The sequence below is a fragment of the Paraflavitalea soli genome (assembly GCF_003555545.1).
Classification (GTDB): Bacteria; Bacteroidota; Bacteroidia; order Chitinophagales; family Chitinophagaceae; genus Paraflavitalea; species Paraflavitalea soli.
Genome location: NZ_CP032157.1, coordinates 7,250,482 through 7,277,038, shown reverse-complemented (window position 1 = coordinate 7,277,038; position 26,557 = coordinate 7,250,482). Strand labels below are relative to the sequence as shown.

General features: G+C 47.7%; 22 protein-coding genes. 11 read left to right on the top strand and 11 right to left on the bottom strand.

Annotation, left to right across the window (positions count from 1 at the left end):
* The first annotated feature begins 3 nt into the window (after positions 1-3).
* The 5 genes from recC (at position 4) to D3H65_RS28005 (ending at position 9,089) form a co-directional block, all read left to right on the top strand.
* Complete coding sequence (gene recC, locus D3H65_RS28025; RefSeq protein WP_119053468.1) at positions 4-3,180, top strand: exodeoxyribonuclease V subunit gamma; 3,177 nt, start codon at positions 4-6, stop codon at positions 3,178-3,180.
* A 12-nt stretch (positions 3,181-3,192) separates the two neighbouring features.
* Positions 3,193-6,588: a UvrD-helicase domain-containing protein gene (locus tag D3H65_RS28020; protein ID WP_119053467.1), complete on the top strand. Its 3,396-nt coding sequence runs from the start codon at positions 3,193-3,195 to the stop codon at positions 6,586-6,588.
* A 55-nt stretch (positions 6,589-6,643) separates the two neighbouring features.
* A complete protein-coding gene (locus D3H65_RS28015; protein WP_119053466.1) occupies positions 6,644-8,368 on the top strand; it encodes a tetratricopeptide repeat protein in 1,725 nt (574 codons plus the stop codon).
* A gap of 186 nt (positions 8,369-8,554) precedes the next feature.
* On the top strand, positions 8,555-8,740 hold the full coding sequence (locus tag D3H65_RS28010; protein ID WP_162915848.1) for a hypothetical protein: 186 nt from the start codon (positions 8,555-8,557) through the stop codon (positions 8,738-8,740).
* Positions 8,733-9,089, top strand: coding sequence for a LytR/AlgR family response regulator transcription factor (locus D3H65_RS28005; RefSeq protein ID WP_119053464.1), 357 nt, complete (start codon positions 8,733-8,735; stop codon positions 9,087-9,089). The genes D3H65_RS28010 and D3H65_RS28005 overlap by 8 nt, the downstream gene beginning before the upstream one ends.
* Before the next feature lie 146 nt (positions 9,090-9,235).
* On the opposite strand, the gene D3H65_RS28000 is transcribed toward D3H65_RS28005, so the two are convergent.
* Both D3H65_RS28000 and D3H65_RS27995 read right to left on the bottom strand, forming a co-directional pair.
* Complete coding sequence (locus D3H65_RS28000) at positions 9,236-10,561, bottom strand: citrate (Si)-synthase, eukaryotic (RefSeq protein ID WP_119053463.1); 1,326 nt, start codon at positions 10,559-10,561, stop codon at positions 9,236-9,238.
* Between the two features lie 326 nt (positions 10,562-10,887).
* The gene (locus D3H65_RS27995; RefSeq protein ID WP_162915847.1) at positions 10,888-11,988 is read right to left on the bottom strand and encodes an LptF/LptG family permease; all 1,101 of its coding nucleotides are present in this window, start codon (positions 11,986-11,988) and stop codon (positions 10,888-10,890) included.
* Between the two features lie 144 nt (positions 11,989-12,132).
* On the opposite strand from D3H65_RS27995, the gene D3H65_RS27990 reads away from it, so the two are divergent.
* On the top strand, positions 12,133-12,912 hold the full coding sequence (locus tag D3H65_RS27990; protein WP_119053462.1) for a carboxylesterase family protein: 780 nt from the start codon (positions 12,133-12,135) through the stop codon (positions 12,910-12,912).
* A gap of 53 nt (positions 12,913-12,965) precedes the next feature.
* On the opposite strand, the gene tgt is transcribed toward D3H65_RS27990, so the two are convergent.
* The gene (gene tgt, locus D3H65_RS27985) at positions 12,966-14,105 is read right to left on the bottom strand and encodes a tRNA guanosine(34) transglycosylase Tgt (protein ID WP_119053461.1); all 1,140 of its coding nucleotides are present in this window, start codon (positions 14,103-14,105) and stop codon (positions 12,966-12,968) included.
* Between the two features lie 282 nt (positions 14,106-14,387).
* Between tgt and D3H65_RS27980 the strand changes: the two genes are divergently transcribed.
* The 3 genes from D3H65_RS27980 (at position 14,388) to D3H65_RS27970 (ending at position 16,944) form a co-directional block, all read left to right on the top strand.
* Positions 14,388-15,518 carry a glycosyltransferase gene (locus D3H65_RS27980; RefSeq protein WP_119053460.1) on the top strand — a complete coding sequence of 377 codons (1,131 nt, stop codon included), beginning with the start codon at positions 14,388-14,390 and terminating at the stop codon, positions 15,516-15,518.
* Positions 15,488-16,138, top strand: a complete 651-nt coding sequence (gene rsmG / locus D3H65_RS27975) for a 16S rRNA (guanine(527)-N(7))-methyltransferase RsmG (RefSeq protein WP_119053459.1) — start codon at positions 15,488-15,490, stop codon at positions 16,136-16,138. The genes D3H65_RS27980 and rsmG overlap by 31 nt, the downstream gene beginning before the upstream one ends.
* A gap of 158 nt (positions 16,139-16,296) precedes the next feature.
* Positions 16,297-16,944, top strand: a complete 648-nt coding sequence (locus D3H65_RS27970) for a response regulator (RefSeq protein WP_119053458.1) — start codon at positions 16,297-16,299, stop codon at positions 16,942-16,944.
* Between the two features lie 401 nt (positions 16,945-17,345).
* Here the strand turns inward: D3H65_RS27970 and D3H65_RS27965 are convergent, their stop codons facing one another.
* The 7 genes from D3H65_RS27965 to D3H65_RS27935 all read right to left on the bottom strand — a co-directional run bounded on the left by D3H65_RS27965 (position 17,346) and on the right by D3H65_RS27935 (position 23,650).
* The gene (locus D3H65_RS27965; protein ID WP_119054689.1) at positions 17,346-17,771 is read right to left on the bottom strand and encodes a DUF1801 domain-containing protein; all 426 of its coding nucleotides are present in this window, start codon (positions 17,769-17,771) and stop codon (positions 17,346-17,348) included.
* 152 nt (positions 17,772-17,923) lie between these two features.
* Positions 17,924-19,939 carry a M1 family metallopeptidase gene (locus D3H65_RS27960; RefSeq protein WP_119053457.1) on the bottom strand — a complete coding sequence of 672 codons (2,016 nt, stop codon included), beginning with the start codon at positions 19,937-19,939 and terminating at the stop codon, positions 17,924-17,926.
* Positions 19,940-20,123: 184 nt separating this feature from the next.
* Positions 20,124-20,573 (bottom strand): PepSY-like domain-containing protein, encoded by a 450-nt coding sequence (locus tag D3H65_RS27955; protein ID WP_119053456.1) that lies wholly within the window; start codon positions 20,571-20,573, stop codon positions 20,124-20,126.
* A 76-nt stretch (positions 20,574-20,649) separates the two neighbouring features.
* Positions 20,650-21,318 carry a 16S rRNA (cytidine(1402)-2'-O)-methyltransferase gene (gene rsmI, locus D3H65_RS27950; protein WP_119053455.1) on the bottom strand — a complete coding sequence of 223 codons (669 nt, stop codon included), beginning with the start codon at positions 21,316-21,318 and terminating at the stop codon, positions 20,650-20,652.
* Positions 21,319-21,320: 2 nt separating this feature from the next.
* A complete protein-coding gene (purS, locus tag D3H65_RS27945) occupies positions 21,321-21,566 on the bottom strand; it encodes a phosphoribosylformylglycinamidine synthase subunit PurS (protein WP_119053454.1) in 246 nt (81 codons plus the stop codon).
* Positions 21,563-22,327, bottom strand: coding sequence for a CDP-diacylglycerol--serine O-phosphatidyltransferase (pssA, locus tag D3H65_RS27940; RefSeq protein WP_119053453.1), 765 nt, complete (start codon positions 22,325-22,327; stop codon positions 21,563-21,565). Before pssA ends, purS begins: the two co-directional genes overlap by 4 nt.
* Positions 22,328-22,360: 33 nt before the next feature.
* Complete coding sequence (locus D3H65_RS27935; RefSeq protein ID WP_119053452.1) at positions 22,361-23,650, bottom strand: aminopeptidase P family protein; 1,290 nt, start codon at positions 23,648-23,650, stop codon at positions 22,361-22,363.
* A gap of 326 nt (positions 23,651-23,976) precedes the next feature.
* On the opposite strand from D3H65_RS27935, the gene pckA reads away from it, so the two are divergent.
* Both pckA and D3H65_RS27925 read left to right on the top strand, forming a co-directional pair.
* Positions 23,977-25,581, top strand: coding sequence for a phosphoenolpyruvate carboxykinase (ATP) (gene pckA / locus D3H65_RS27930; RefSeq protein ID WP_119053451.1), 1,605 nt, complete (start codon positions 23,977-23,979; stop codon positions 25,579-25,581).
* A 194-nt stretch (positions 25,582-25,775) separates the two neighbouring features.
* Entirely contained in the window at positions 25,776-26,330 is a 555-nt protein-coding gene (locus tag D3H65_RS27925; protein WP_119053450.1) for a DUF922 domain-containing protein, read from the top strand.
* A 21-nt stretch (positions 26,331-26,351) separates the two neighbouring features.
* On the opposite strand, the gene D3H65_RS27920 is transcribed toward D3H65_RS27925, so the two are convergent.
* The gene (locus D3H65_RS27920; RefSeq protein ID WP_119053449.1) at positions 26,352-26,549 is read right to left on the bottom strand and encodes a hypothetical protein; all 198 of its coding nucleotides are present in this window, start codon (positions 26,547-26,549) and stop codon (positions 26,352-26,354) included.
* Positions 26,550-26,557: the final 8 nt, after the last annotated feature.

Here is a 26,557-nt window from a genome sequence, read left to right as displayed (position 1 = left end):
AGCATGGCATTGTATCTAAAAGTTTCCAATTCACTGGATAGCCTGGCCACCGGACTGGCCGACAACCTGCAGGAAGCAGGTGACAGTGTATTTGATCCACACTATATCGTTACGCAAACGGATGGCATGAACAACTGGCTGAAGCTGCAAATAGCACACCGGTTGGGCATTACGGCCAATTGTCGTTTTATGAAACCGAATGAGCTGGTGCATCAGCTATATTACCTGCTGGGAGGAAAATATACAGAAATGCTATCGGCCACCAACCTCAGCTGGTTATTATTCAAACTACTGGGAGAAAAAGAATTCAGCAGCCGCTTTCCCTCCATCGCTGATTATTTCCAGCACGCAGGCCAGGAAGCAGATACGCGACGTATAGCACTGGCAGAAAAAGTGGGCGATCTTTTTGATCAATACCAGGTGTACCGGCCGGAGATCATCAGGCAATGGAATGAAGGGGCCAGCCAGGATGATGCGGACCATACCTGGCAGCAGTACCTATGGACCAGGGCTAAGAAAGAGGCAGGCAATGCATTGCCGGACAAAACAATGGTGAGCACGCTGATATTGGAGAAACTGAAGCAACCTGCTACCCAGGCGCAGCTGAAGGCCCGCCTGCCCCGTGTACAGTTGTTTGGCCTGTCGATCATCACGGCATACCACGTACAGATCCTTTTTGAGCTGTCGGCCATTGTTGATGTTCATTTCTATTTTATCAATCCCTCGCCGCTGGTATACTGGTTTGAGGACCGCAGCGAAAAACAACTGGCGGGATGGCGGCAGAAAGGTTATAAAAATGCGGAAGACAGCATCATTGGCAATACCCTCCTTACCAGTTGGGGGCGTGTAATACAGGATTCATTTGCTTTGTTCTTCCAGCATGATGAATTTCTGAATGCCTATGAAGATGTCGGGATCGTGCCGCCGGTTCCGGATAGCCTGCTGCACAAAATACAAGACGATATTTTTAATGCCGCCACCACCAGCCGTCACCAGTTTACAGCAGCTGATATCAGTGACGGCTCCATTCAGATCAATGCCTGCTATACGATAGCGCGTGAAGTGGAGTCGCTGTACAATTACCTGGTATACCTGGTCGATAAAAGAAAAGAAACGCTTTCGCCGCGCGACATCGTTGTGATGGTGAGTGATATTGACAGCTACGCGCCCTATATCAAAGCGGTATTTAACAATGCCCCCTATAAAATAAGGTACGTTATTGCCGATGAAAGTTATAATGAGAGCGACAATATCTTTACGGCGCTTCGCTCGATATTGTTACTGAATGAAGAAAACTTCAAAGCTGAGGCAGTATTGCAATTGCTCGACTCCTCCCTTATCCGCAAACGTTTTGACATCACGGATGTGACACGCATCCGGCAGGTGGTAGATGCGGCTAATATCCGCTTTGGCCTCACGGGAAGAACGGAAGATGACACGCACCTGGTGAGCTGGGAATATGGTATCAAGCGTATTATGTTTGGTATTTGCATGAGTGGGGAAATGGTGTATTCCGATGGGGCTGATTCTTTCTACCCGCTGGATATGCTGGAAGGCAGTGAAGCGCTGGAGATCATCCGCTTCTGTCACTTTGCCGACATACTGATGGATACGATACGGCAGCGAAGAACCCCGCGTGCAATTGCAGGCTGGGTGGAATATGTGGAGTACCTGTTACACAACCTGGTGTTGGAACCGGCAGAAGACACAGACGAAGATTATCATACGCTGATGAAACACCTGGCGGATTATAACCTGTTGTATGAATACATGACGGAGGATATCTCCTTTGAGGTGTTTGGACATAATTTCCTGCAAATACTTTCCGGCACTACACGCAGCGGTTTATTTGCCAATGGCGGTATCACTTTCTGTTCGCTGATCCCCATGCGAAGCATTCCTTTTAAAGTAGTAGCGTTGATGGGGCTTGATTACGATAAGTTTCCACGCCGGGAACAACCAGCCAGTTTTAACCTCATCACCAGGCAACGGCAAAGGGGTGACCGGAATGTAAAAGAGAATGATAAACACCTGTTCCTGGAAACCGTTCAATCGGCCCGGGAATACCTGTACATCAGTTACCGGGGGCAAAATGCGAAAGACAATAGCACGCTGCCTCCTTCGGCCCTTATCGATGAGCTGCTGGATTATATTGAGGCGGGGGCCGAAGCACCAGAAACTGTAAGACCGCAGCTGGTTACCCTGCAACCACTGCAGAGCTTCAGCCATCAATATGCCCTGGGCAATAAGCGGCTGTACAGCTACCTGGACACGGTGGGCGCAACAGGAAAAAAGGTCATTCAAGCCAACAAACCAACAGACCCGTTGAACTTTGAAGAGATCATGCTGGACGATCTGGTTCGTTTTTTCAAAAACCCGTTCAAGGTCTATTATAATAAAGTGCTGGGTATTTATTATGGTGATGAACAAGTATTGCTGGGTGATACGGAATTGTTCAGCCTTGACAAACTGCAACAATGGGAGTTAAAGAACAGGCTGCTCACCACCAGGGATACCAATACCATGCGGCGTAAACTGGCGATGACGGGCAAGCTGCCTTTGAAAAATATGGCCCTGGTGGCGGTGAAGCAGGTGGAAGATGTGGTCATGCAGGTACGTGCTATGTATGATGCCTGTACCCAATTGGCGGAACCACAATCGGTAACAGTGGTAGTTCCTATTGGCGATAGTGTATTGAAGGGAACGATCCAGGATGTATTTGATAAAAAGCTGGTGCAGGTATCCTGGTCGCGGCATGAAACCAAATACCTGGCAGAAACCTATATCCGTTACCTGGCCGGCATCGCGGCCGGTGAACTTACCGGCGCCCATTTTATTTCCGGCGCTAAAAAGGAAGCCGCTTATGCAGCTATTCCACTCAGTAAGGCGGCCGCCATTCAAAGGCTTACGGCATTGATCGCTATTTACAAGGCCGGCTTTGCGGCGCTTACACCTTTTTATCCGGACTTTGATATAAAGCCCGGACAGGTAGCGGAACTGGATTATGAAAAATTCAGCAAGCTGGTAGCAAAGAAACTCGACATGAGTGACGACCCTTATATTGTGCCTGAGTATAAGAAAGGATTTTATGACAGGGAAGTAGTATTGGAACAATACAAGGCGGTAGCCGCCCATATCCTGGTTCCATTGGACGAAATATTTCCCGGCTATTATGATTAACAGGATGCCCACATGAGTATGTCTAAGCAATATCAGGATTTCGATGCCTCTACCGTGCCACTGGAAGAGAGTAACCTCATTGAAGCCAGTGCCGGTACGGGTAAAACCTATTCTATTGCCATCCTGGTATTGCGGCTGGTGTTGGAAAAGAAATTGTCCATTAAAGAAATATTGATGGTCACCTTTACCAAGGCTGCAGTGGCAGAGTTGGAAGAGCGGGTGCGCCTTTTTATCCGCAGTGCCCATAAGTATGCCGGTGGCGCGCCCATTACAGACGACAATATTACTCAGCTGGTACAACAGGCTATTGACCTGCGCGGTGCGGCAGTGGTGAAACAGCAACTGACCGATGCGGTCTTGTTCCTCGACGAAACATCGGTATTGACCATTCATAGTTTTTGTCAACAGGCGCTCAATGAATTTGCCTTTGAAACCTTCCAGCTGTTTGGCGCTGAAATGGTACCTGATCTCTCTCCGGTCATAGAAGAAGAGCTCAATAAATTCTGGCGCAGGAACATCACCACTTTACCCGCGGGCCTGCTGCTGCAGCTTTGGCATGAAGACCTTCAGCAGCATATCAGGGAGGTGTTGGAAAATCATTTAAGTGGCAAAATATACCCTGGCTTCCAGGATAATACGCTCTACACGATTACCAGGGCTAAGCAGGAAGCCTGGCAGCAGCAATTGGCGGCGCTGCATGAACAGGTGACAGCAGCAGAAGAAGCGCTCTACGGCTATATAACAGACAATGAGGGGTTGTTAAGGAACCTTTGTGAAAGTAATGCTTATGCCAAAAAGGGATTGTTGCCCAGCCTCTCTTCGCCAACTGCTTTTGCAGAAGCCGTACGGAGCAAAAAGAGCACGGGGTATGTGGTGAAGCTTTTCCCTGACCTGCTGCAGCACATTGCCCGGTATGATGCAGCTGCTGAAGCAAGGGAATCGGCCATTCAGTTGATCTACCACCAGCTATACTATCTTGCCATACAGGAAGCAGGAAAAGGTATAGGGCAGTTCAAAGAACGGAATAATGTACTGGGCTATGATGACCTGATCCATAACCTGCACTATGCACTCACTGCAAGAAATAGCAGCAAACTGACGGCGGTATTGCGCCGGAAATACAAGGCGGTATTCATTGATGAGTTTCAGGATACTGACCGGCAGCAATTTGAGATCTTTGACCACGCGTTTGGAACGGATACGATCCTCTTTTATATTGGCGATCCCAAGCAAAGTATCTATGCCTGGCGCAAGGCTGATATATTTACCTATTTCAAGGCAAGGGATACGGTGAAACATCTGTATGGTATGAACCACAATTACCGTTCCTCGGTACAGATGATCGCGGGCATGAATCAATTCTTTTTGCCGGAAGATGGCTTCGACACATTCTTCTTTGAGCAACAGGATAATGCCATTCATTATATACCGGTAGACAGCCCGGTACCGAATACCAAGGGCGACTTGCAGCAAGCGGGTGTAACCCTCCCTGCCTTTACTATCTTCTCCCTGCCTAAAACCAGTCTACTGCTGGAAGCAGTTGCCACACAGGTGGCCTTGCTGTTGCAGGATACCCGCTACCAGATCAACAAAAAAGGTGAACAACGCCAGGTCATTCCCTCCGATATCGGTATCCTGGTGCGTACGGGTAAGCAGGGCCGTGAAGTGAAGTCGGCGCTCACCAGGCTGGGTATTCCTTCGGTAACGATTGACGATTCCAAGGTGTTGCAATCGGAAGAGGCCAATTACCTGTTGTACCTGATGGAAGCCATTGCCCGCCCCGACCGTTCTTCTATTAACCGGGCCTTACTATCACCTTTTACAGGCTTTGATAGGGCGCAGATCCTTTTGCTGGATGATGGGGCTGTGCTGGAATTGTTTACCCGGTATAAGAACCGCTGGCAGCAGGATGGCATTTACACAGCGCTGATGGATTTTGTAGCCGACTTCAACGTGAAGCAGGTATTACTGACTTTACAATCGGAGAATGGCGAGCGCATTATCACCAACCTATACCAGTTGATGGAGTTGGTGCACCAGGCAGAGAGCCGTAAGAATCTTTCGATACCGGAATTGCTTTCCTGGTTACAGCGGGGTATTGATGGCATGTTGGCCGAGGGTGATGAATATACGCAGCGTATGGAGAGTGATGAAGAAGCGGTGAAGATCGTGACCATTCACAAGAGCAAGGGGCTGGAATACAATATTGTGCTGGCTCCTTTTCTTGATTTTACAGAGAATAAAACGCAGGAATTCGTCAGCTTCCGTGACCCCGCCAGCGGTGATTATATAGGCATAGAAAGAAGCCGGTTAACGGAAGAACAACTGGTTTGGCAACAGCAGCAGGCGGAACAGGAAAACAGGCGTTTACTGTATGTGGCCATCACCCGCGCGGTATATGTCTGTTATATTTTCAGGAACCTGTATTACAAAGCTTCTACGCTGGCCACCTTTTTAAATGCACTACCCAATACAGATAGTCCGCTGATGGTGTTCAGGAATGAAGGACCTGCGGCGCCTGTCCGTCCTTACCGGCAGGCGGCTGATGCCAGAACACCTGCGGTGATGCATCCCATACGGTTTTCTTTGCAGGAGGAAAACTGGCGAAAGATGAGTTATACGATGCTGGCTGCCAAACCGGAGCACCAGGCGCCTCCCCGCTCCTTCCCGCTTGCGGAGGCGTATGACAATTTTATCTTTCACCTGTTGCAGCGTGGCGCCAAGACGGGTAATTTCCTGCATTTTATTTTTGAGAACATCCATTTCGGCGATGACAGCCGGTGGAATAGCTGGCTGGAGGAAGCCATCCGCCGGTATGTTCCCGGACAGGAGGATGTATACCTACCGATGCTGCATGAAATGTTGCACCAAGTATTGTACACCAATATTGGTGGAGCAGGAGAACCTTTTACGTTGGCTGATGTAGCCTGGCAAAAGCGGATGACAGAATTTGAATTTGACTTTCCGGTACCCTCCTTTCCCCCGGAAGCACTACACGCGCTGTCCGATGATCAATTCAGTATATTGATCAGGAGCCTGCATGGATTGCCGGGTAATGAACTGGAAGGCATGATGAATGGAAAGATCGACTTGTTCTTTGAACACGGAGGCCGTTATTATATACTTGATTGGAAGTCCAACTACCTGGGCAATGATCCGGACCAGTATTCACCGGCGGCGCTGGTCAAAACGATGAATGAGAACAACTACCATTTACAATACCTGATCTATACCCTGGCTGTTAAGAAGTACCTGGAAAGCCGCCTGCGGCACTTCGATTACGATACACAGTTTGGTGGAGTGATCTATCTCTTTGTAAGGGGGGTAAGAGCCAATAGTGATTCCGGCATTTTTACCCATAGGCCTCCGCTGGAGAAGATACTGGCGCTGGAGAAGATACTGGGGTAAGGGGCGTGTCTGATTTTCCGCTATTTTCGTACAGTAACCAACTAACTACTAAGCCTTGGCTCGAAAGTCGCTGCTGTTATGGCTGTTTGTATGCTCCTTATCTGTGGCCCATGCCCAGCCAGCCATTTCATCTTCGCTCTCCAAAGACGAACAGGTGAAAACCATATGGGCCTGGTACAAAAAGAGCTTACTCACGCAGGATAGCGCCTCCGTCGTTAATCAATTGCAGGCTGCCGAGCAATATTATCGCAACAAAGACCTGGAATTGCCCATGCAACAGGCATGGCTCATACAACAGGTCTACCTGTCCACGCAATACCGCGGCCTGCCTACAAGTGTTGACATCATGCTGCGGGCAGAAGAAACGGCCCGGCAAAAAGGGTGGCCCATGGTAGCGGCAGAATGCTGGTACTATACCGGGGATTACTATTTTGTATTGGAAAAGTTTGGTCCGGCCTTTGAATACATGCAAAAGGCCCGTCACCTGTTTGAAGCAAAAGGGATCAACAATTACCCCTATACCAGGCGCTATGCCGGTGGACTGGCTGAATGCTATTACCGCTTTGGAGAATATGAACAGGCCATCAAGCATTATAAAGAAGCTCTGGCCGTGCCAGCTTACTGGAATAATGTTTTCTATTTTACCGCAGTAGAGAACAGCATTGCCTTGTGTTATCAGCAGTTGAAACAATATGATTCGGCGATCTATTATTTCAACAGGTCGCACGCTTCCGCTGCTGCGGTGAAAGATTCGTTTTACATGTCGCTCTCCTATGGCAACCTCGGGTATACCTATCACCTCCAGGGGAAAGATATGCTGGCCCTGCCCTTACTGCTCGAAGATTATGAAGGCAGCATGAAAGCAAGGGAATGGGGCAGCGCTATCAATGCTGCCATGGTGCTGGTTACCATTTATCTCCGGCAGGGGAAAGTCAGTGAAGCCCAAAGGTACCTCGACCTGGCCCGCCCCTATGTATACCAATGGGGAGGCGCTGTACTATACAAGAACTGGTATGAAAACCTGTACCGGTACCACCAATACAAAGGGAATGATGCGCTGGCATTGCAATATGCCGATTCGCTGTTGTTGTACAAAGACAGTCTGGCGGTGATACGTGGCAACCGAACACTCAACCAGGCCAAGCTGAAAGTGGAAACGGAGCAACACCTCAAGGCGATCAATGAACTGGAATACCAGCGCCGGCAGGAAGTATTTATCAGGAACAGCTTATTGATCGTGCTGCTGCTGACCTGCATTATTGGGCTGCTGTGGGTAAACCGGCAACGATTGAAGCGCAACAAGGAATTACAATTGTCGGCCATGGCCCGCGAGAAAGACCGGCAGCAACTGGCCTTTGCCCAACAGGAATTGACAGGTTATACGAATAAGCTCAAAGAAAAGAATGAGCTGATCGAACAGTTCAGGCAGGAACTGGAGCAACTACAACAGCATGGCCTGCAGGAAAACAAAGAGCGGATGGAAAACCTTCACCAACTGCTCAATGCCACCATCCTGACAGAGGAAGACTGGAGAACTTTCCGCGATCTTTATGAGAAAGTATACCCGGGGTTCTTTATACGCCTTCGCGAAAAAATGCCCGACCTCAGTGCTGCGGACACCCGCTTAATCGCCCTCACCAAATTACAATTACCGCCCAAGGATATGGCGGCTATGCTGGGCGTAAGTTATGATGCCATCAAAAAGGCGCGGCAGCGATTGCGCAAGAAGGTTAATCTTCCTGAAGAAGGTTCTCTTGATGAATTGGTTAACCTGATATAAAGTCAGAAAGGCGGAAAGACCGGAAGAAAACAGCGCCGCGACCGACTTTCGGACTTTACCAACTTCCGGACTTACTGACTCCCAGACTGTTTGTCCCCCATTTGTCCCCTCCCCTGTCCCTACTTTATCCCCCCCTGGGTTACTGAAATAATGACTGCCCCAACCGATATTGCTTTTAAAAGCTGCATGGCAGTTGACAAGCATTGGATATCCCGTAATTATCTGGCAGTGATCCTGGTTTGCCTGGCACTGGCCGGGCTGATCTGGTGGATCTTCCACCAGCGAATCCAACGCATAGAAGAGCAGTTAAAAGAAAACAGCCATCGGCAAACGGTTCAATCATCGCTGGTAAACACCTTTATATATGCCTGAAAAAACAATAACCGGCAGCAGCCTTATTTTGCTGCCCGGCAACTCCGGGATCGCCGTCTTAGACATTGGCTCCATCATCCGCATACAAGCCATCAGCAATTACAGCAAGCTGTTTTTCACCAACGGTAAAAAGCTGGTGGTAGCCAAAGTGCTCAAAAGATTTGAGGAAGACCTGGCGGCCAATGATTTCATCAGACCTCATCGTACACACCTGGTCAATAAAAAATTCATCCTGCGCTATATTGATGGAGAAGGTGGCAAAATCGAGCTGCACAACGGAGAGCTGATCGATGTTTCCAAACGCCGCAAACCGGAGTTTCTCCATCATTGGAGTACGAACGCCTGCTGAAAAACCCACCGCATAAAAAAACGGCTATCCATAAAGAGATAGCCGTTTTAAATAGTATGTTGATGTGCCTGGATCTGTACAGTAAAGTTGCCTTACAGCCCCTTCGACAAGCTCAGGGTGACATTGCTCAGGCTGACAATTAATTCTTAATCACCCCAGATCTCATCTTCACCATTCAGCCACCTTTTCACGAGGGCTGTGGTTACCGACTTGGGCCTTTCAATGGGGAATGCCAGTGCACGGTCCCAGATAAGGCTGGCCAGTACACCCAAGGCTCGGCTTACGCCGAACAGCACGGTATAGAATTCGTATTCCACCATGCCGTAATGTACCAGCAGGGCACCGCTGTGTGCATCGACATTGGGCCATGGATTTTTGATCTTGCCTAATGACTGCAAAATGGGTGGTACTTCTTCATAGATATTCCATACGGTTTGTACCAATGGATCATCGGCCATATGTTTCTTACCAAACTCCATTTGAGCAGTAAAGCGGGGATCGGTCTTGCGCAATACGGCGTGGCCATAGCCAGGTACTACTTTTCCTTCACCCAATGTTTTCTTTACATATTCCCCTATTTGTTCTTTAGAAGGCTTTTCAGTTTTTAATTGCTCCCTCATTTCATAGATCCACTTGATCACTTCCTGGTTGGCGAGGCCGTGCAAAGGACCTGCCAGTCCATTCATACCTGCAGCCAGGCTGAGGTAAGGATCGCTGAGGGCTGAGCCTACCAGGTGGGTAGTATGGGCAGATACATTGCCTCCTTCATGATCGGCATGAATGGTCATGTATAAGCGCATCAGTTCTTTAAAGCTTTCATCTTCAAAACCCAGCATATGGGCCAGGTTGCCTGCCCAGTCGAGCAATCCATTGGGGTGGATATGCTGGTTATTTTTATATTTCCGGCGATAGATATAGGCGGCCACCCGTGGTAACCGGGCTATCAGGTCCATCGCATCATCAAATACAGGTTCCCAATAATCTTTCTTATTGATCCCTTCGGCATAACGTTTGGCAAAATTGCTTTCTGTTTGAAGGGCCATAATACCTGTTACAAACATGGTCATGGGATGGGCTGTAACGGGCAGGGCGTCAATAGCATCAAATACGTGGTTGGGCACGTGTGAACGTCTTTGCCAGATAGAACTGATGTGCGCTACATCTTCTTCGGTAGGCAGTTCTCCAATAAGCATCAGGTAAAAAAGACCTTCCGGTAATGGCTCGCTGCCGCCTTTGGCCTTGGGCAACTTGTCCTGCAATTCGGGAATGGAATAGCCGCGGAAACGGATACCTTCCTGTGAATCCAATAAGGAGGTTTCGCTCACGAGGCCGGTAATACCCCGCATACCCTGGTACACCTGTGACAATTGTACTTCACCGATCTTTTTGGAGCCATGTTCTTTCAGCAGGTCTTTGATTTCCACTGCTGCGATATCTGCTTTTGCTTTAAACCTTTCTTTGAGAATGCCCATGATGCAACAAGATTATATATATAAAAACGAAGTATTTACAGGTATTGATTCCTTGGCCGCTAAAGTTAAACCAAACTCGTTCAATAGAACAAAATTAATTCAATGGGGTTGACGGAAATAGTAAGAAACCTTTTAAATTAATAGGCTTTTAATAAAACTAAACAATAATTTATTTTATTCTAATCTCTTACTAATCCCTTGATTATTTCAGCATTCCAACAGTATAAGGCAACAAGGCATCGAGGCAGTAAGGCAACGAGAAAGGGTTGCTTCCTGCTGTCGCAGGTGTTGCGGGGCAAGCACTAGTGAGATATAAACCCCAGGCCTTATTTAGGTGCTGTACGGTATAGCCAGATGGCGATGGTACCAAAGATGAGGTTGGGCATCCAGGCTGCCAGCAAGGGAGGGAAACTGCCTTTGGTAGAGAAAGTAAGGGAAAACTTGTCCATGACCACGAAAATAGCAGCGGTGATAATACCGGTGGCCATATGCAGCCCACTGCCGCCGCGTGTTTTACGGCATGCTACAGAAGCTCCAATTAATGTAAGGATCACTACTGATACGGGCGTGGCATCGCGCCGATAGCGGGCCACTTTAAAATCATTGAGCCCTTCCGTACCCCTCACTTCTTCCGCTTTGATAAAACGCTTCAGTTCGGGTGTGGTCATTTTATCTTTCAGGTATTTATCGGGCTTGATCTCATTGGGCTTCACATTGAGCTTAATATCCATAGAAGGTATGGCCCTGACTGTTTCGGTCAATCCGTCAATTTTCCTTTCCACGGCATTTTCCAGTTTCCAGGTCTTTTTGGCGGTATCCCACCGTACGGTCTCTGCCCGCAGGTTATAGACCACCTGTGTGCCTTTCATACGGTCCAGGAAAAAACCATTGCTGGCTGATTTTGTAGTGGTATCGTAATTGCGCAAACCTGCAAAGGTGTTGGTATCAATGCGGATATAGTAATTGCGGGACCGCTTGCCGTACTCTCCCTGTTCGTAAGAACTTTTACTATCAATATAAGTAGCCTGAAAATTACCATAGATCACATTGGCCTTGGGAAGCAGGTATTGGGTAGCATACCAGAAGAAACCGCCCAATAAGAAAGCGCCGATCATGTAAGGACGCAGCAGACGATTGAAACGAACCCCTCCGGCCAGGATGGCCACGATCTCAGAACGGCCAGCCATTTTGGAGGTGAAGAAGATCACTGCAATGAATACCATCAGCGGAAAGATCATGGATAAGATAAAGGGTACAAACCCGATATAATATTTCATGATGATCTGGTAGGTGGAAAGGCCGGATTTCACAAAATCATCGGCTTTCTCACTGGTATCGATCACTACCGAGATCAGGGAAAAGATCAATGCAATGAACAAGGTAGTAGTAAGGAATTTCTTTAATATGTACCAATCGAGTATTTTCATAATAGTGCGAACATGCCCTGCCAGAATGCTGGCAAATGTAGGGCAAAAATATTGAGCTCCCGGGTGCTGCCGCTTAAAATGCACAATCTTATAACATAATTAAGACTATGGGGCCCAGGTACTAAAATTTGTATCTTTAGTTCTATGCTCAAAACATCCTTAACCTTGCTGCTGCTGTATGTAACAGCCATTTCCCTGGCCCAGGACAACAGCCAGTATGAAAAGAAAGAATTTATTCGCCACAGCGATACTTTACGCTACCGGATATTGTATCCCGAAAATTACAATCCTGCCCAAAAGTACCCCCTCATCCTGCTCCTGCACGGAGCCGGCGAAAGAGGCAGCGACAATGAAGCCCAGCTGGTGCATGGGGCGGGCTTGTTTACCGATCCTGCCAACCGGCAGCAATATCCAGCCATCGTAGTATTTCCCCAATGCCCTAAAAACGATTTCTGGGCCAGGATCGACCGCGATCCCAACCGCAAGGACTCCCTCAATGGGTTGTATTTCCCTTCCGACCGGCCCATCGGCAAAAGCCTGGGGCTGGTAAGCGAGCTGCTCGATTCACTGGCTCCCCTGGTCAATAGTAAAAAGATCTACGTAGGTGGCCTTTCTATGGGTGGTATGGGCACTTTTGAACTGCTGTGGCGCAAGCCCGGCTTCTTTGCAGCCGCTTTCCCCATTTGCGGTGGCGGCGATCCTGCCAAGGTGAAGGAATATGCCCGTAAATTTCCGATATGGGTATTTCACGGAGATAAAGACAATACGGTATTACCCTCCAATTCAAGGTTGATGGTCAACGCCCTGAAGGCAGCGCGTGCCAGGGTGAAGTATACCGAATATCCCGGGGTAGGCCATAACAGCTGGGACAATGCATTCAAGGAACCAGACCTGTTGAAATGGTTATTATCACAAAAGAGATAATCTCGACATATAAAAAGTCCCGCTTGAAGCGGGACTTTTTATTGTTACTTATATCAAAGTCTTTGTTGAAGTATTTGTACCTGTTCATTCTTCCAGCTAAGGAAGTCCCCAGCTTGTATATGTTTCCGTGCTTCTTTGACCAACCATAGGTAAAAGGCCAGGTTGTGTACGCTGGCAATGGTAAGACCGAGTATTTCCTTGGCTTTCATTAAATGACGCAGGTAGGCTTTGGAATACAGGTTGCTCACAGTACAATCAATACCGTCATCAAGCGGACTATTATCTTTCTCCCATTTCTTGTTGTCGATGTTGATGACGCCTTTGGAAGTGAACAACATGGCATTACGCCCGTTTCGCGTAGGCATCACGCAATCAAACATATCCACCCCCAGGGCTATACATTCCAGGATATTCCAGGGCGTACCCACGCCCATGAGGTAACGGGGTTTATGAACAGGCAGCAGGTCGCAACACAGTTCGGTATACTCATACATCATATTGTCTGGTTCACCCACACTGAGCCCACCGATGGCATTACCGGCTGCATTTTTAGAAGCGATGTATTCACTGGAAGCCTTACGCAGGTCGGCAAACGTACTGCCCTGGATAATGGGAAACAGGTTTTGCGTATACCCATATTTATCGGGTGTATTGTTGAACTGGGTGAAACAACGGTCGAGCCAGCGGTGTGTAAGCTCCATCGACTTTTTGGCATATGCATATTCGCTGGGGTATGGCGGGCACTCATCAAAAGCCATGATGATATCGGCCCCGATGGTACGCTGAATGTCCATCACATTCTCGGGCGTGAAAAGATGGCGGGAACCATCAATATGGGATTGGAACAGTACGCCTTCCTCTGTTATCTTACGGCTGGAAGCCAGTGAAAAGACCTGATAACCACCACTATCGGTGAGTATTGGGCGGTCCCAGGCATTAAAACGGTGCAGGCCACCCGCCTGTTCCAGTACGTCGAGGCCCGGCCGCAGGTACAGATGATAGGTATTGCCCAGGATGATCTGGGCCTGTACATCCTCCTTTAATTGTTGCTGGGATACTGCTTTTACGCTGCCGGCGGTACCCACGGGCATAAAAATAGGGGTCTGTATCTGTCCGTGATCGGTGGTGATGGTCCCTGCACGGGCTTTGGACACCTGGTCGGTTACCTCGAGTTCAAATTGCAAAACAGCCATAATGGGACGCAAGATAATGCAAAGAAAGTTTCGGGTTCCGGGTTTGGGGTTCCGGGTTCCTTAACTCCAATTATCATGATAAAACCAACCATTCGCTAGCTTTTAGGCCCCCTTTACACTTCCCTTAACCAATAATCGGCAACCGAAAACGCGGCAGCAACCCGAAACTTTAAACTCCAAACCCGAAACTCTTATTCACAGCCTGTGAAATGATTATCGGGCTTTCTACCTGTCTGTCACCTATTTTTGTATTTTGTTTGCATTTGACCCTAAATTGTAAGTATGGCCTTTTTGTCATTAATTGACTGGTGGCAGGTATTGTTTTATGTGTTTTGCGTCGTAGCCCTAATTCAATTACTTTATTACTGGATCATTTTTCAACGGCTGGCCTGGTACAGGCCTTCCGAAAAGATACAATCACAGCAGCACCCTGTGAGTGTTATTATTTGCGCCCGTGATGAGGCAGCCAATCTTGCCCGCAATCTCCCGGGGGTATTGGTTCAAACCTACCCTACCACCCATGAAGTGATCGTGGTGAACCACAACAGCCAGGATGAGACCCGCTACCTGCTGGAAGAGTTCAAAAAGACGTTCAAGAACCTGCATATTGTAAACCTGGAACAGGAAGCCAAGGGCATCCCGGGTAAAAAATATCCATTGTCTATCGGTATCAAGGAAGCGCACCATGAGATCATCCTGCTTACGGATGCCGATTGTGTGCCGGCTACTGAAAACTGGATACAGAAAATGCAGGATGCGTATGGAGAAGGAACGGCGGTGGTACTGGGCTATGGCGCCTACCATAAGCTGCCCGGTCTGCTCAATAAACTCATTCGTTTTGAGACCTTTCATGCCGCTTTGCAATACCTCTCCTTTGCGCTGGCCGGCATGCCTTATATGGGCGTGGGGCGCAACCTGTCGTACAAGAAAGGTTTATTCTTTGCCAATAAGGGTTTTTCTTCCATCAACCACGTATTGAGTGGTGATGATGACCTGTTCATCAACAGGGTGGCCAATAAGGGCAATACAGGCATTATGATCGATCAGGATGCCATTACGCTGTCTACTCCCAAGAAGACCTTTGGCGATTGGTGGAGGCAGAAGAACCGCCATTTTACTACCGGAAAGTTCTATAAACCAACGCACCGTTTCCTGCTGGGTTTGTATTCTCTAACTCATTTTCTATTTTATCCCTTACTGATCCTCAGCGCCATATTCTTTGATTGGCGTATCAGTCTGGGTATATTCCTGGTACGCAGCATCACCCAGGCCATTATCTACCACAAGGCCATGAATAAGCTCAATGAAAAGGATCTTTTTGCCTGGTGGTGGCTATTGGATGTCTGGATGTTCATTTATTATTGCATCTTTGCCCCGGCATTATGGAAAAAGCCCAAGAAAAACTGGCATTGATCACTAAGTATTTTGGTGATTTTACTCCTGCACAACTGGAACAGTTTGCTGCATTGGAACCCTTATATACAGACTGGAACAGCAAGATCAATGTAATATCCCGCAAGGATATGGAGAGCTTGTATGAGAAGCATGTATTGCATTCCCTTAGTATCGCTGCGGCCTTTGAATGGGCGCCGGGCACCGAGGTGGTGGACCTGGGTACCGGGGGCGGATTTCCCGGCATTCCCCTGGCCATCTTTTATCCCGAAGTGCGTTTTCACCTGGTGGATAGCATCGGCAAAAAGATCAAAGTAGTACAGGCGGTGAGTGAAGGATTGGGGTTGACCAATGTAACTGCCCAACATAGCCGCATAGAAGACATCAAGAACCGCAAGTTTGACTTCGTGGTATCACGGGCTGTAGCTCCTTTGCAGCATCTTTGGCAATGGTCCAGGCCTTTGTTGAAAAAGCCTTCCGCCACCCAACACCGTAATCCCGGTTTAATATGCCTGAAAGGTGGTGATCTGGCTGCTGAAATATCTGAAAGCGGTTGCAAACCAACCGTTTTAGAGATGTATGAAATATTCCGGGAAGCCTATTTCAAAGAAAAATACCTCCTCTTCGTTCCCAACACATAAGCAGGTCTACTGATCGTTTAGTAAGCGGGTGTACAATCAATTACCCATTTAGGTATATTTATGCACAGCTTGCGGTAGTCGCTTATACAGTAAGGTGTGTATTAAAAACTACCACAAAGTGGTATTCCCTGTTTCACCAAAACCCTGAACTTTGTGTTATGGATATTAGCATTTGCATAGTTGACGACAATAAGGATATCCGTTCGGCATTGGAACAAATAGTCCTTATGTCTGACGGGTACCAGTTATTGGGAAGTTTTGGTTCTGCGGAAGAAGCCTTGCAACAGATCCCTTTGCTGAAACCTGATATAGCCTTGATGGATATAAACCTGGGGGAAGGAGAAAGTGGTATTGATTGTGTGCGGCACCTGAAAGCCGAGTACCCGGAGATCCTTTTTATGATGTGTACGGTGTATGAAGATGATGAGAAGATATTTGAAGCATTGACAGCCGGCGCCAGTGGATACATCCTGAAGAAAACAGCTCCCCATAAACTGTTGGAAGCCATCAGGGAATTACAGGAAGGAGGCGCTCCCATGAGCAGCCAGATCGCCCGTAAGGTAGTCACTGCTTTTCAACACAATAAACCTCTGGAAAAAGGAACGGCAGAATCCTCCGCACTCAGCGTACTGTCGAACCGCGAGAAAGAGATACTTGAATTATTGGCTAAAGGCATGTTGTACAAAGAGATAGCTGCCAGTCTCTTCATCAGCCAGGAAACGGTTCGCAAACACGTGTACCATATCTACGAGAAGCTGCACGTGAACAACCGGGTAGAAGCGATCAACAAATACTTTGGACGTTAACAGATAAAATGTAAGCGGCTTTGGCAGTCATGAATATAGCCATGATTACCGGGGCCGTTTTATATTTCCCTGCGGTACATAACTACCCCGGATGCAATAAGGGGCGCACTTTGCGAGGTTAGTAGTCCTGACTTTTATCAAGACTATAACCAGATCAGTGGGTTAAAAACTACCACAAAGTGGTATTGCCATACCCCCGCCCTACTTCTACCTTTGCTCCCGGGTCGCACTAGTCTGATACGTTAGCCATTATACCTTATCCAAATTTTTTCTGTCTCTCCGCTTAGGCTGATCAACAGACATTAACCAACCCACCTTATCATTAGAGCCGTCTCTTCGTTTACCGGGAGGCGGCTTTTTATATAAATGTCCATAAAAGCACTTTGTTCTTCCCGTTTCCTTTACTTTGATGGATACAGCTTCTTTACGTGCTTAAACGAAAGCAGGATCATCTTCTTCAACACTTCTTCCTTTACATCTGCCAGCTTCTTAATATACACACACCCTTTAGCTGCTTTGTGTTTTCCCAGTTGCAACAAGAGCTCTTCCCTTTTGTCGAAATTGGCCGACAGGTACAATGCAAATGCATCCTTGCGGGGAGAAAAGCCTACCAATGGAGCATCGCCTTCGCGACCGCTTTCATACTTGTAATGATAACTGCCAAATCCTACAATAGCAGGGCCCCACATTTTAGGTTCAAATCCTGTTTGCGCCTGCATGATCTCCACAATCCTGAAACCATCCTTACGTCTGGTCTCATCGGCTACCCCATTGAGAAAGCCGGTTACGCTTGCGGTCGTCTCGGTTGTTTTATTCGCCTTTGCCATGATCATTAAAATTTCAAATAAGCTACCAAATTTCAGGCACTAAAACAAAAAGGTTGCCCATCTGAGACGGGCAACCTTCGGTATGATGAGGTTACTTTAGACCAGGGTAAGCCGCCTTTGAAAGGCGACCCTCCCTTTACAGATATAACCTATTATGGTATCTCCAGTTTGTTATTGGACCTTTCCACATCAGCCATCCTTTGCGATGGATCGATCTCCATCAGTTTCAGGTCGGCCAACCTATGGTTTATTTCAAACACATAAGTAGGATGTGTCCATTTCCAGGCCTCCCTGGTTGAGTAAGGGATGGCAACATCTTCCTGCTTCTTGGCGCCAAACATCAGGTACATGGGAATGTTGACAATCTCTTTCGTACCATCTTTGTATGCCAACAGTATATCCAGGGGCATTGGCATCTTACCAATGCGCTTCACGCGGATCTTGGTTTTGTTACCTTCTTCCCACAGGCTGTCAATACCATAGTCAATGGTCTTGGTGGTATTTACAAAATACTCGCGGTACCAGTCCAGCTTCATGTCACTCACTTTTTCTGCCACCCGCAGCAGGTCATTTACATTGGGATGTTTGAAACGCCACTGGCGATAGTATTCCAGTAAGATCTTATCGCGTACATCTGCACCAACGATGTATCCCAACTGCTCCATGAATATTTCTCCTTTTGAATAAGAAGCAATGCTGTAGGCAAAATTGGTTTCGAAGTGATCGGCATGGGTAGTGAGGGGTTCTTCCAGACCACTCTTTACAAGCGCAAAATATCCCTGGTAGGCATCCTTGTGCGGATTGTCTTTCCCGATAAAGCTATTGCTTTTGGTCAGCGAATCTACTACCACCGTTTTACGGGGACCGGTACCAACATCAGACTGTGTTACCTGGTTTTTGGTAACAGCCTGGTAGTATTGTGTAACGAGGGCTTCTGCATAGCTGGTGAAGCCTTCATCCATCCACGCATATTCCGATTCATTGGTACCCAGCAACATCTGATACCAGGTATGCATCCACTCATGAAAGGCCGTGCCCAGGCTGGCGCTTACGATCAGTGTACCCATGGGATATTCCATACCACCATCGCCACCATGGATAAAAGTGTATTGCTTGTAAGGATAGGGGCCGAATTTCTTTTCAATGAAAGGCAGGACCGTCACCGCACCATCAGCAACACGCTTCCATTGATCATCATAGCTGCTGATGTATTTCTGTACATCATTTTCGTACCGGCGTTTGTTGGCGTCCGTTAATGCTTCGTATTGTTTCTTCAGCATGGCCTCATCCCTATTGTAGATCACATGGATCACGGGACCATCGGCCACGGTGCGTGTAATATGTGCATACTCAGGATCGGCAGCCCACATAAAGTCATGTACATTGGGGGCTACAAAATGCCAGGTGAGTTTATCGCCCGCTGGTTTAGCTATTTTAGCACCGGGTGCTTCATACCCATGGCCTATCTGGTTGGGATTTTGCAGGTAGCCGGTACCACCGATCAGGTAGTTTTTATCTATGGTGATCTTTACATCAAAATCGCCCCATACGCCATAGAATTCTCTGGCTACATAGGGGGTAGGATGCCAGCCTTCATAATCATATTCGCACAATTTGGGGTACCATTGGCTCATAGACAAACGAACGCCGGTACCTGGATTATCCCTTCCGCTGCGGCGTACCTGCAAAGGCACCTGTGCTTCGAAGTCCATATCGAAGGTAACAGTAGACTTGGGCAGGATGGGCTTGCTAAGTGTTACTTCCAGGATGGTTTCCTGCAAGGTGTATTGCTGGGCCACCCCATTCATTTTGAGGGATAGTATTTTCTGGTAGCCGATCTCATCGGGCTTCAGGTTGGCAATGCGGTCGCGTACACGGCCATCCCAATCGGGCCGGCCATTTACTTTTATCTGGCCCAGTGCCTGGCTGCGGGCATCCATCATACTGTTGGGCTGAAACGCATTCCAATACAGGTGATAGAATACCTTGGATAAGGTGTCAGGAGAATTATTGGTGTATTCCAATTTCTGCTTACCGGTAAACCGGTTGGTCGTAACATCCATGTTGATGTCCATGGCATACTTTACCCGTTGCTGCCAGCGATCGGGCTGCGCCACTGCTGCCGTTACAGCAAAAAGGCCAGCCATTAAAAGCATGTGTTTTCTCATTGAATTCCGGAGTTTTTGTTCTTGATACTAAAGCCGGAAGGTAGGGAAAAGTCGGAAAAAGTAGGAAAGACGGAAAGTCAGTAAGCCGGTTTTCCCTAAAAATTGTATGTACGGTAACACAAAGTCCGGAAGAAAACAGCCTTAGCGCTGCTTCCTTCCGGACTTTCCGGTCTTTCGGACAATATTATAAGGTGCTATTATCTTTCAACAACCGGCCTTCGCTATTGAACACCAGGTTCTTTTTCTGCAGGTCGCTTTTTACTACCAATACACGGTACTGCACTTTATCGCCCGGCAGGTCGATCTTGGTTACCTTTTCTATTTTCCAATCGGCCCATTTGCTCTTGTCATAGCCGTCTTTCACTCCCTTGGGTAAGGCGCTTTCTCCTACGATCTCTTCTGTATATTGCCATACCGCTTTGTTGTTGAACCGGGCCTCAAAATGACCGCCATTGTTATCAAATACGGCTACAAATGCAGAAAGTTTATCCTTCCATTCTACATTGGAAGCGCTGGGATATTTGGCCTTAAATGCTTCCGTAACAGCTGCAGGCACGCTGCGCACTTGTGCTAACATACTATTGCTCAACGCCAAAGACAATACTAATAACAGTGAAGGGATTATTCTTTTCATATCTGTTCTATTTTAGGATGTGTATACAAATATCAAACCCGGCTGTTGTAAGGAAAACTTAAATCGTGAACGGGATTCACGATTCATGGCCTGCCACTACCATTACGATCTCTCCTTTAACCTCTTTCTTCTTAAAATGTTCGCACACTTCCTGTAAAGTGCCGCGGGCATTCTCTTCGTAGAGCTTGGACAATTCCCGGCTTACACTGCAAAGCCGGTCGGCGCCAAAATACTGGATCATATCTTCCAGGGTTTTGACAAGCCGGTGGGGCGATTCATAAAAGATCATGGTACGTTCTTCTTCGGCGAGCTTTTTGAACATGGTTTGCCGTCCTTTCTTCTGGGGCAAAAAACCTTCAAATACGAAGCGGTTGGCAGGCAGGCCGCTATTGACGAGGGCGGGTACAAAAGCAGTAGCACCGGGCAGGCACTCTACCTTGACGCCTACTTTCACGCATTCGCGTACCAGCAGGAAACCGGGATCTGAAATACCGGGCGTACCGGCATCAGATACCAGCGCCATGGTTTTTCCTTCCATCAACTGATTGACCAGGTGCTGCAAAACCAGGTGTTCATTATGCTGATGAAAAGGCGACAAAGGCCTTATCACCTGGTAATGATTCAATAACTTAATGGTAGTACGCGTGTCCTCGGCCAGTATCAGGTCAACCTTTTTCAACACTTCCAGTGCACGCAGGGTTATATCCTGCAGGTTGCCGATGGGTGTGGGAACGATATATAGCATTGCTAGTTAACAGCTACTTCAAAGTATTCCATTACGGGATTGGCCAGTAGTTTTTTAGATGCTTCTTCAGCGATCTTTTTAGCCTCTTCCGGATTATTGGCCTCTACCTGCAAAGTGATGTTCTTACCGATACGTACATCCTGCACAGTATTCAATCCCAGGTTTTGTAATCCGCCCATCACGGCTTTGCCTTGTGGATCCAATAATTCTTTCAGCGGCATTACAGTAACCTGAACATTATACGTCATGTGGTTTTATTTTTGAAGGCCAAAGATACAATGATATAGAGAATAAATACGACAGGAACGGCCAGCCACTTCAATAAAACGGCTCCCAGCACAGCCCCCAGCAGCAAAATAATTTTCGGGAGATTGCCTTTCAGGGAAAAATCCTTGAATTTGAGGGCCAGCAAAGGAATATTGCTCACCATCAGGTAACTAACTATTGCAATAATTGCATATAATACCCAGGGATTGGCGAGCAGACCGCTAACAGTTGCCTGATTACCAAAGAAAAAAATCAAGGGCAGGGAAGCGATGAGTAAACCGGCTGCCGGGGTGGGCATGCCCTTAAAACCGTATTGCTGACTGGCATCTATGTTGAATTTGGCCAGGCGCCAGGCGGCCGCACAGGGCACTATAAATGCAGGCAGCAGCCAGGCAATGCTGGTCTCAAGCCCTGTTTCCTGCTGAGCATAGGCCAGCCGCAGGAATTGATATAAGATAAGACCGGGCGCTACGCCAAAGCTCACCACATCGGCCAGGGAATCCAGTTGTTTACCCATTTCAGAAGAGGCTTTGAACAGGCGGGCTACAAAACCATCCAGGAAATCAACCACGGCGCTGAGGCCTATAAATAAGGACGCCAGGGCGAGTTGTTCCGGCAAACGCACAAAGTATTCTCCCTGACCATCAAAAGCATGATCAATGCCATTCTGCATAATGAATACGATGGCGCAACAGCCAAAGAGCAGGTTTAATAAAGTGAACAGGTTGGGGATTTGTTTCATTAATTTTCAAATTAGCGAATTAGGACATTGTTTTTATTTCTTCATGACAGCTTCTATCTCTTCTACAGTGATCGGGATCCTGGCCATCAGGTCTTTGTTGCCGGTTTTGGTAAGCCATACATTATTTTCTATGCGTATCCCCATTTGCTCTTCTTCGATGTAAATGCCGGGTTCGATGGTAAATACCATACCCGCTTTTACAGGCTCTGTACGGCTTCCCAGGTCGTGCACATCAATACCCAGGTGGTGTGATATGCCATGGTACAGGTATTTACGGTATGCAAGGTTATCCTTGTCTTCATTCTTCAGGTCCTGCCTGTTGAGCAGTCCCAGTTTTACAAATACTTTGGTAGCCTCTGCGCCTACTTTATCAGTATAGATGGCCAGGGTGATGCCTGGCTTCAAAATGCTTTTGGCATAATCGTGCAGGTGCAGGCATCCGTTATACACCTCTTTCTGCCGTTTGGTGAACTTACCGTTCACGGGAATGGTGCGTGTAAGATCGGCGCAATAACCGCCATATTCAGCCCCAAAATCCATCAGGATCAATTCCCCGTCCTTACAGACCTGGTTATTTTCTATATAGTGCAGGGTACGGGCGCGGTCGCCGCTGGCTACAATGCTGCTATAGGCGGGGCCGGTAGCTCTTTGGGAAAGGAAACTATGGATAATTTCCGCTTCTATTTCATATTCCATCACACCCGGCCGCACAAACTTTAATAAACGCAAAAAAGTGTTGTGTGTTATGTCTATGGCCTGCTGCATCACCACTACTTCCTGGGGAGTTTTCACCGCCCGCAGCTCTTTCATGATCCTGGCGCTGCGCAGGTACCGGTGCAGGGGATAACGCTGTTTCATGGCTTCCGCATAGCGGTAATCACGTACCGGCACCAGGTTGGACTTGCGGTCGTTCTCATTGCTATTGAGGTAAATATTGTCGGCCAGGTGTATCCAGGGCTGCAGCAGTCCTTCCAGGCTGTCGAGCCAGAGGATGGTGGAGATACCTGAGATCTTACGGGCTTCGTCGGCCCTGAGCCTTTTCCCGTCCCATTTTTCTTTGAGCTCGTTGGGCCGTACCAATACCAGCACTTCCCTGAATTTGGGGTCGGGATTGTCGGGAAAGAGGATGACCATGGTGTCTTCCTGGCCTATTCCACATAGCCAGAAGAGGTCGGAGTTTTGTTTGAATGTATGGGTAGCATCGCCATTGGTAGGCAATTCGTCATTACTGTTGAAGATGGCAATGCTGTTTTTATCCATCCGGCCTGCAAATCGTTTCCGGTTTTGTACAAAGATGGTTGGATCAAGTGGCAGGTATTTCATGCGGTAAAAATAACCAATGAACAGATAAGCGGGTGGATTTCAGCGTTTTTTTGCCTCATTTCCTGCTTTTGAGCCTGTCGATATCCCTGCATGCTAAAAAAGGTAAAGGGGTGGGCAAGTTTTAACTAAAAATTCCTCTTTTTTTTAATGGTTCAGTGAAAGCAGCTTATTGTTGAACATATGTAAAAACTAACATTTGTTAGCAGTATAATCACTAACAAACAGGCCTTTCAGTTGAATGCTATTCAATTTTTGAGGGTTTTGGCGCTTTGCATTAGATTTTTTTAAATTCTACCTTTATCGCCTAATCTATAAAGTCGCTTGTTATGTCATTACCAACCATCGCTATTCCCTTTAATCAATTAAGCCGTCTTGGGCTTCGACAGAACCACACACTACACTATCAGCTAACCCCTGAAGAACTGGTACAGGATGCACTCCGCCTGAATGAGGGTATTTTGAATGATACCGGCGCTTTGGTGATGCGCACCGGCGAATTTACCGGCCGCAGCCCCAAAGACAAGTTCACGGTAAAGGATGAGATCACCGCCAGCACCGTACATTGGAATGAATTTAACCAGCCCCTGGAGGAAAAGTACTTTCACATCATCCACAAAAAGATCGTTGAGCACCTGAACGGTAAGAACGAATTGTGGGTACGCGATGCCTATGCGTGCGCCGACCCCCGTTATCGCATGAATATCCGCGTAGTGAATGAGCAACCTGCCATCAACCTTTTTGCCCATAATATGTTCCTCCGGCTTACAGATGAGGAACTGGAGCATTTCACCCCCGACTGGCATATCCTGTCGGCGCCCAGCCTCCGCCTCGATCCGCAAGAATGCGGCACCCGCCAGCACAATGCCTCTGTTATTAGTTTTAAACACCGTACAATATTGATCGCCGGCTCGGGTTATACCGGCGAGACCAAGAAAGGTATATTCACGGTACTCAATTATATATTGCCCCAGGAGAAGGGCGTATTGAGCATGCACTGTTCGGCCAATATGGGCAAGGATGGTGATACGGCTTTATTCTTTGGCCTGAGTGGCACGGGTAAAACAACCCTTAGCGCCGACCCGCAGCGTATGCTGATCGGTGATGACGAGCATGGCTGGACCAATAATGGCGTCTTTAATTTTGAAGGCGGCTGCTATGCAAAGTGTATTGACCTGAGTGAAGAAAAGGAACCTGAAATATTCCATGCTATCCGTCCCGGCGCCCTGGTAGAAAATACTATGTTCTATGCCGGTACCAACAAGATCAACTTTTCTGATAAATCGATCACAGAAAATACCCGGGTATCTTATCCGCTGGATTATATCAGCAATGCACAGGAGCCCTCAATAGGTAATTTACCCGCCAATATCTTTTTCCTGACCTGCGATGCCTATGGTGTGTTGCCGCCCATTTCAAAGCTCACGCCCGCACAGGCTATGTACCAGTTTATTTCCGGCTATACTGCCAAGGTAGCGGGTACAGAAGCAGGGGTAACAGAACCCAAATCTACCTTCAGCGCCTGCTTTGGCGCCCCCTTCCTGCCCTTGCACCCGGGCAAGTATGCCGCTATGCTGGGTGAAAAGCTGCGCAGGCATGAAGTAAAGGTATGGATGATCAATACCGGCTGGACCGGCGGCGCTTATGGCACCGGCAGCCGTATGAAGCTGTCTTATACCCGCGCCATGATCACGGCCGCGCTGGAAGGTAAACTGGACCAGGTGGAATTTATCAACCATCCTGTATTTGGTATGGCGGTGCCCCAAAGCTGCCCCCATGTACCGGCGGAATTATTGAATCCCCGGAATACCTGGGCCGATAAAGCGGCTTACGATGCGGCAGCCCGCAACCTCGCCCAACAGTTCATCAAAAACTTTGAAAAATATGCCGCAGGTGTGCAGGAAGAAATTCTGGAAGCAGCACCTGTCATTTAAAATGTGTCTTAGGATAATCTATCTGCTAAAGTTCCCGAAGGGCGGGACAAGTTCTGACGGATTTTAGTCTGGCCTCCAACGATTTCAGCCATAAAAGCTCTATCCTTTCAGCCGGATAGAGCTTTTTTTTGCAACTTTATGATAAGGTTTGAAGAATTTCACCAAACTTTGCCTCTTGTATCGCATAGCGTAGTATGATCACACATTTTTTCACTTTCCTGCTGGCAGCCCTTACCGGTATAGAACAAGCCAGTCTAATAGATTGGACAGCCTCCCGGAAACTTACCTGGGCTGATTTTAAGGCCCCACCCGATCCTGCATCCTCCAATGCGGCGCTTACCAGCAGTTCCATCAATGTAGAGTTTGGGTACGATGATGAAGAATTACAGTACACTATCAAATGCCGTTTTGATAAAAACAAATCATGGGTACGTATCCACAACCATGTGATCTTATCGCATGAGCAGGGGCACTTTGATATTGCCGAATTACATGCCCGCAAGCTAAACCAGGCCTTGAAGGCTTATCGCTTCAACGCCAAAACGGTGAATGATGATGTGAACAGGATCTATGACAGTGTGATGAGCATACACCATAGCGCCCAGCGTGAATATGATAAAGAAACTGATTTTTCCCGCAACAAAGAAAAGCAGGCCCAATGGCTAAAGATCATTGCCGAAAACCTGCAGGAACTAAAGGCTTTTGCACCCTATGGCGCCAAGGCGATCACTCCGGCACAACAAAAATAATCGGTTCTTTTTTGTAGGCCCTCACCGGCCGGCCACATTGTATGGCAGCCCGCCATTACCCTGATACCCCTTAAATATCTGTACGGCCAACGGGGCCAGTCCATAGCCCGGATCATTTTCCGCTTTAATATCATACACCGTAGCAAGCTGATCAGTACATTGTAGGTACCCGGTGGAATGGTTTTCGCCATTGAGTTGGGCAACACAGCGCTTCTCCATAAGGAGAA

What these genes read in the sequence shown, in the direction of transcription:
- recC (WP_119053468.1), top strand. Translation starts at nt 4, where the DNA reads ATGGCATTGTATCTAAAAGTTTCCAATTCACTGGATAGCCTGGCCACC.
- D3H65_RS28020 (WP_119053467.1), top strand. Translation starts at nt 3,193, where the DNA reads ATGAGTATGTCTAAGCAATATCAGGATTTCGATGCCTCTACCGTGCCA.
- D3H65_RS28010 (WP_162915848.1), top strand. Translation starts at nt 8,555, where the DNA reads ATGGCAGTTGACAAGCATTGGATATCCCGTAATTATCTGGCAGTGATC.
- D3H65_RS28005 (WP_119053464.1), top strand. Translation starts at nt 8,733, where the DNA reads ATGCCTGAAAAAACAATAACCGGCAGCAGCCTTATTTTGCTGCCCGGC.
- D3H65_RS28000 (WP_119053463.1), bottom strand. Translation starts at nt 10,561, where the DNA reads ATGGGCATTCTCAAAGAAAGGTTTAAAGCAAAAGCAGATATCGCAGCA.
- D3H65_RS27995 (WP_162915847.1), bottom strand. Translation starts at nt 11,988, where the DNA reads ATGAAAATACTCGATTGGTACATATTAAAGAAATTCCTTACTACTACC.
- D3H65_RS27990 (WP_119053462.1), top strand. Translation starts at nt 12,133, where the DNA reads ATGCTCAAAACATCCTTAACCTTGCTGCTGCTGTATGTAACAGCCATT.
- tgt (WP_119053461.1), bottom strand. Translation starts at nt 14,105, where the DNA reads ATGGCTGTTTTGCAATTTGAACTCGAGGTAACCGACCAGGTGTCCAAA.
- D3H65_RS27980 (WP_119053460.1), top strand. Translation starts at nt 14,388, where the DNA reads ATGGCCTTTTTGTCATTAATTGACTGGTGGCAGGTATTGTTTTATGTG.
- rsmG (WP_119053459.1), top strand. Translation starts at nt 15,488, where the DNA reads ATGGAAAAAGCCCAAGAAAAACTGGCATTGATCACTAAGTATTTTGGT.
- D3H65_RS27970 (WP_119053458.1), top strand. Translation starts at nt 16,297, where the DNA reads ATGGATATTAGCATTTGCATAGTTGACGACAATAAGGATATCCGTTCG.
- D3H65_RS27965 (WP_119054689.1), bottom strand. Translation starts at nt 17,771, where the DNA reads ATGGCAAAGGCGAATAAAACAACCGAGACGACCGCAAGCGTAACCGGC.
- D3H65_RS27960 (WP_119053457.1), bottom strand. Translation starts at nt 19,939, where the DNA reads ATGAGAAAACACATGCTTTTAATGGCTGGCCTTTTTGCTGTAACGGCA.
- D3H65_RS27955 (WP_119053456.1), bottom strand. Translation starts at nt 20,573, where the DNA reads ATGAAAAGAATAATCCCTTCACTGTTATTAGTATTGTCTTTGGCGTTG.
- rsmI (WP_119053455.1), bottom strand. Translation starts at nt 21,318, where the DNA reads ATGCTATATATCGTTCCCACACCCATCGGCAACCTGCAGGATATAACC.
- purS (WP_119053454.1), bottom strand. Translation starts at nt 21,566, where the DNA reads ATGACGTATAATGTTCAGGTTACTGTAATGCCGCTGAAAGAATTATTG.
- pssA (WP_119053453.1), bottom strand. Translation starts at nt 22,327, where the DNA reads ATGAAACAAATCCCCAACCTGTTCACTTTATTAAACCTGCTCTTTGGC.
- D3H65_RS27935 (WP_119053452.1), bottom strand. Translation starts at nt 23,650, where the DNA reads ATGAAATACCTGCCACTTGATCCAACCATCTTTGTACAAAACCGGAAA.
- pckA (WP_119053451.1), top strand. Translation starts at nt 23,977, where the DNA reads ATGTCATTACCAACCATCGCTATTCCCTTTAATCAATTAAGCCGTCTT.
- D3H65_RS27925 (WP_119053450.1), top strand. Translation starts at nt 25,776, where the DNA reads ATGATCACACATTTTTTCACTTTCCTGCTGGCAGCCCTTACCGGTATA.
- D3H65_RS27920 (WP_119053449.1), bottom strand. Translation starts at nt 26,549, where the DNA reads ATGGAGAAGCGCTGTGTTGCCCAACTCAATGGCGAAAACCATTCCACC.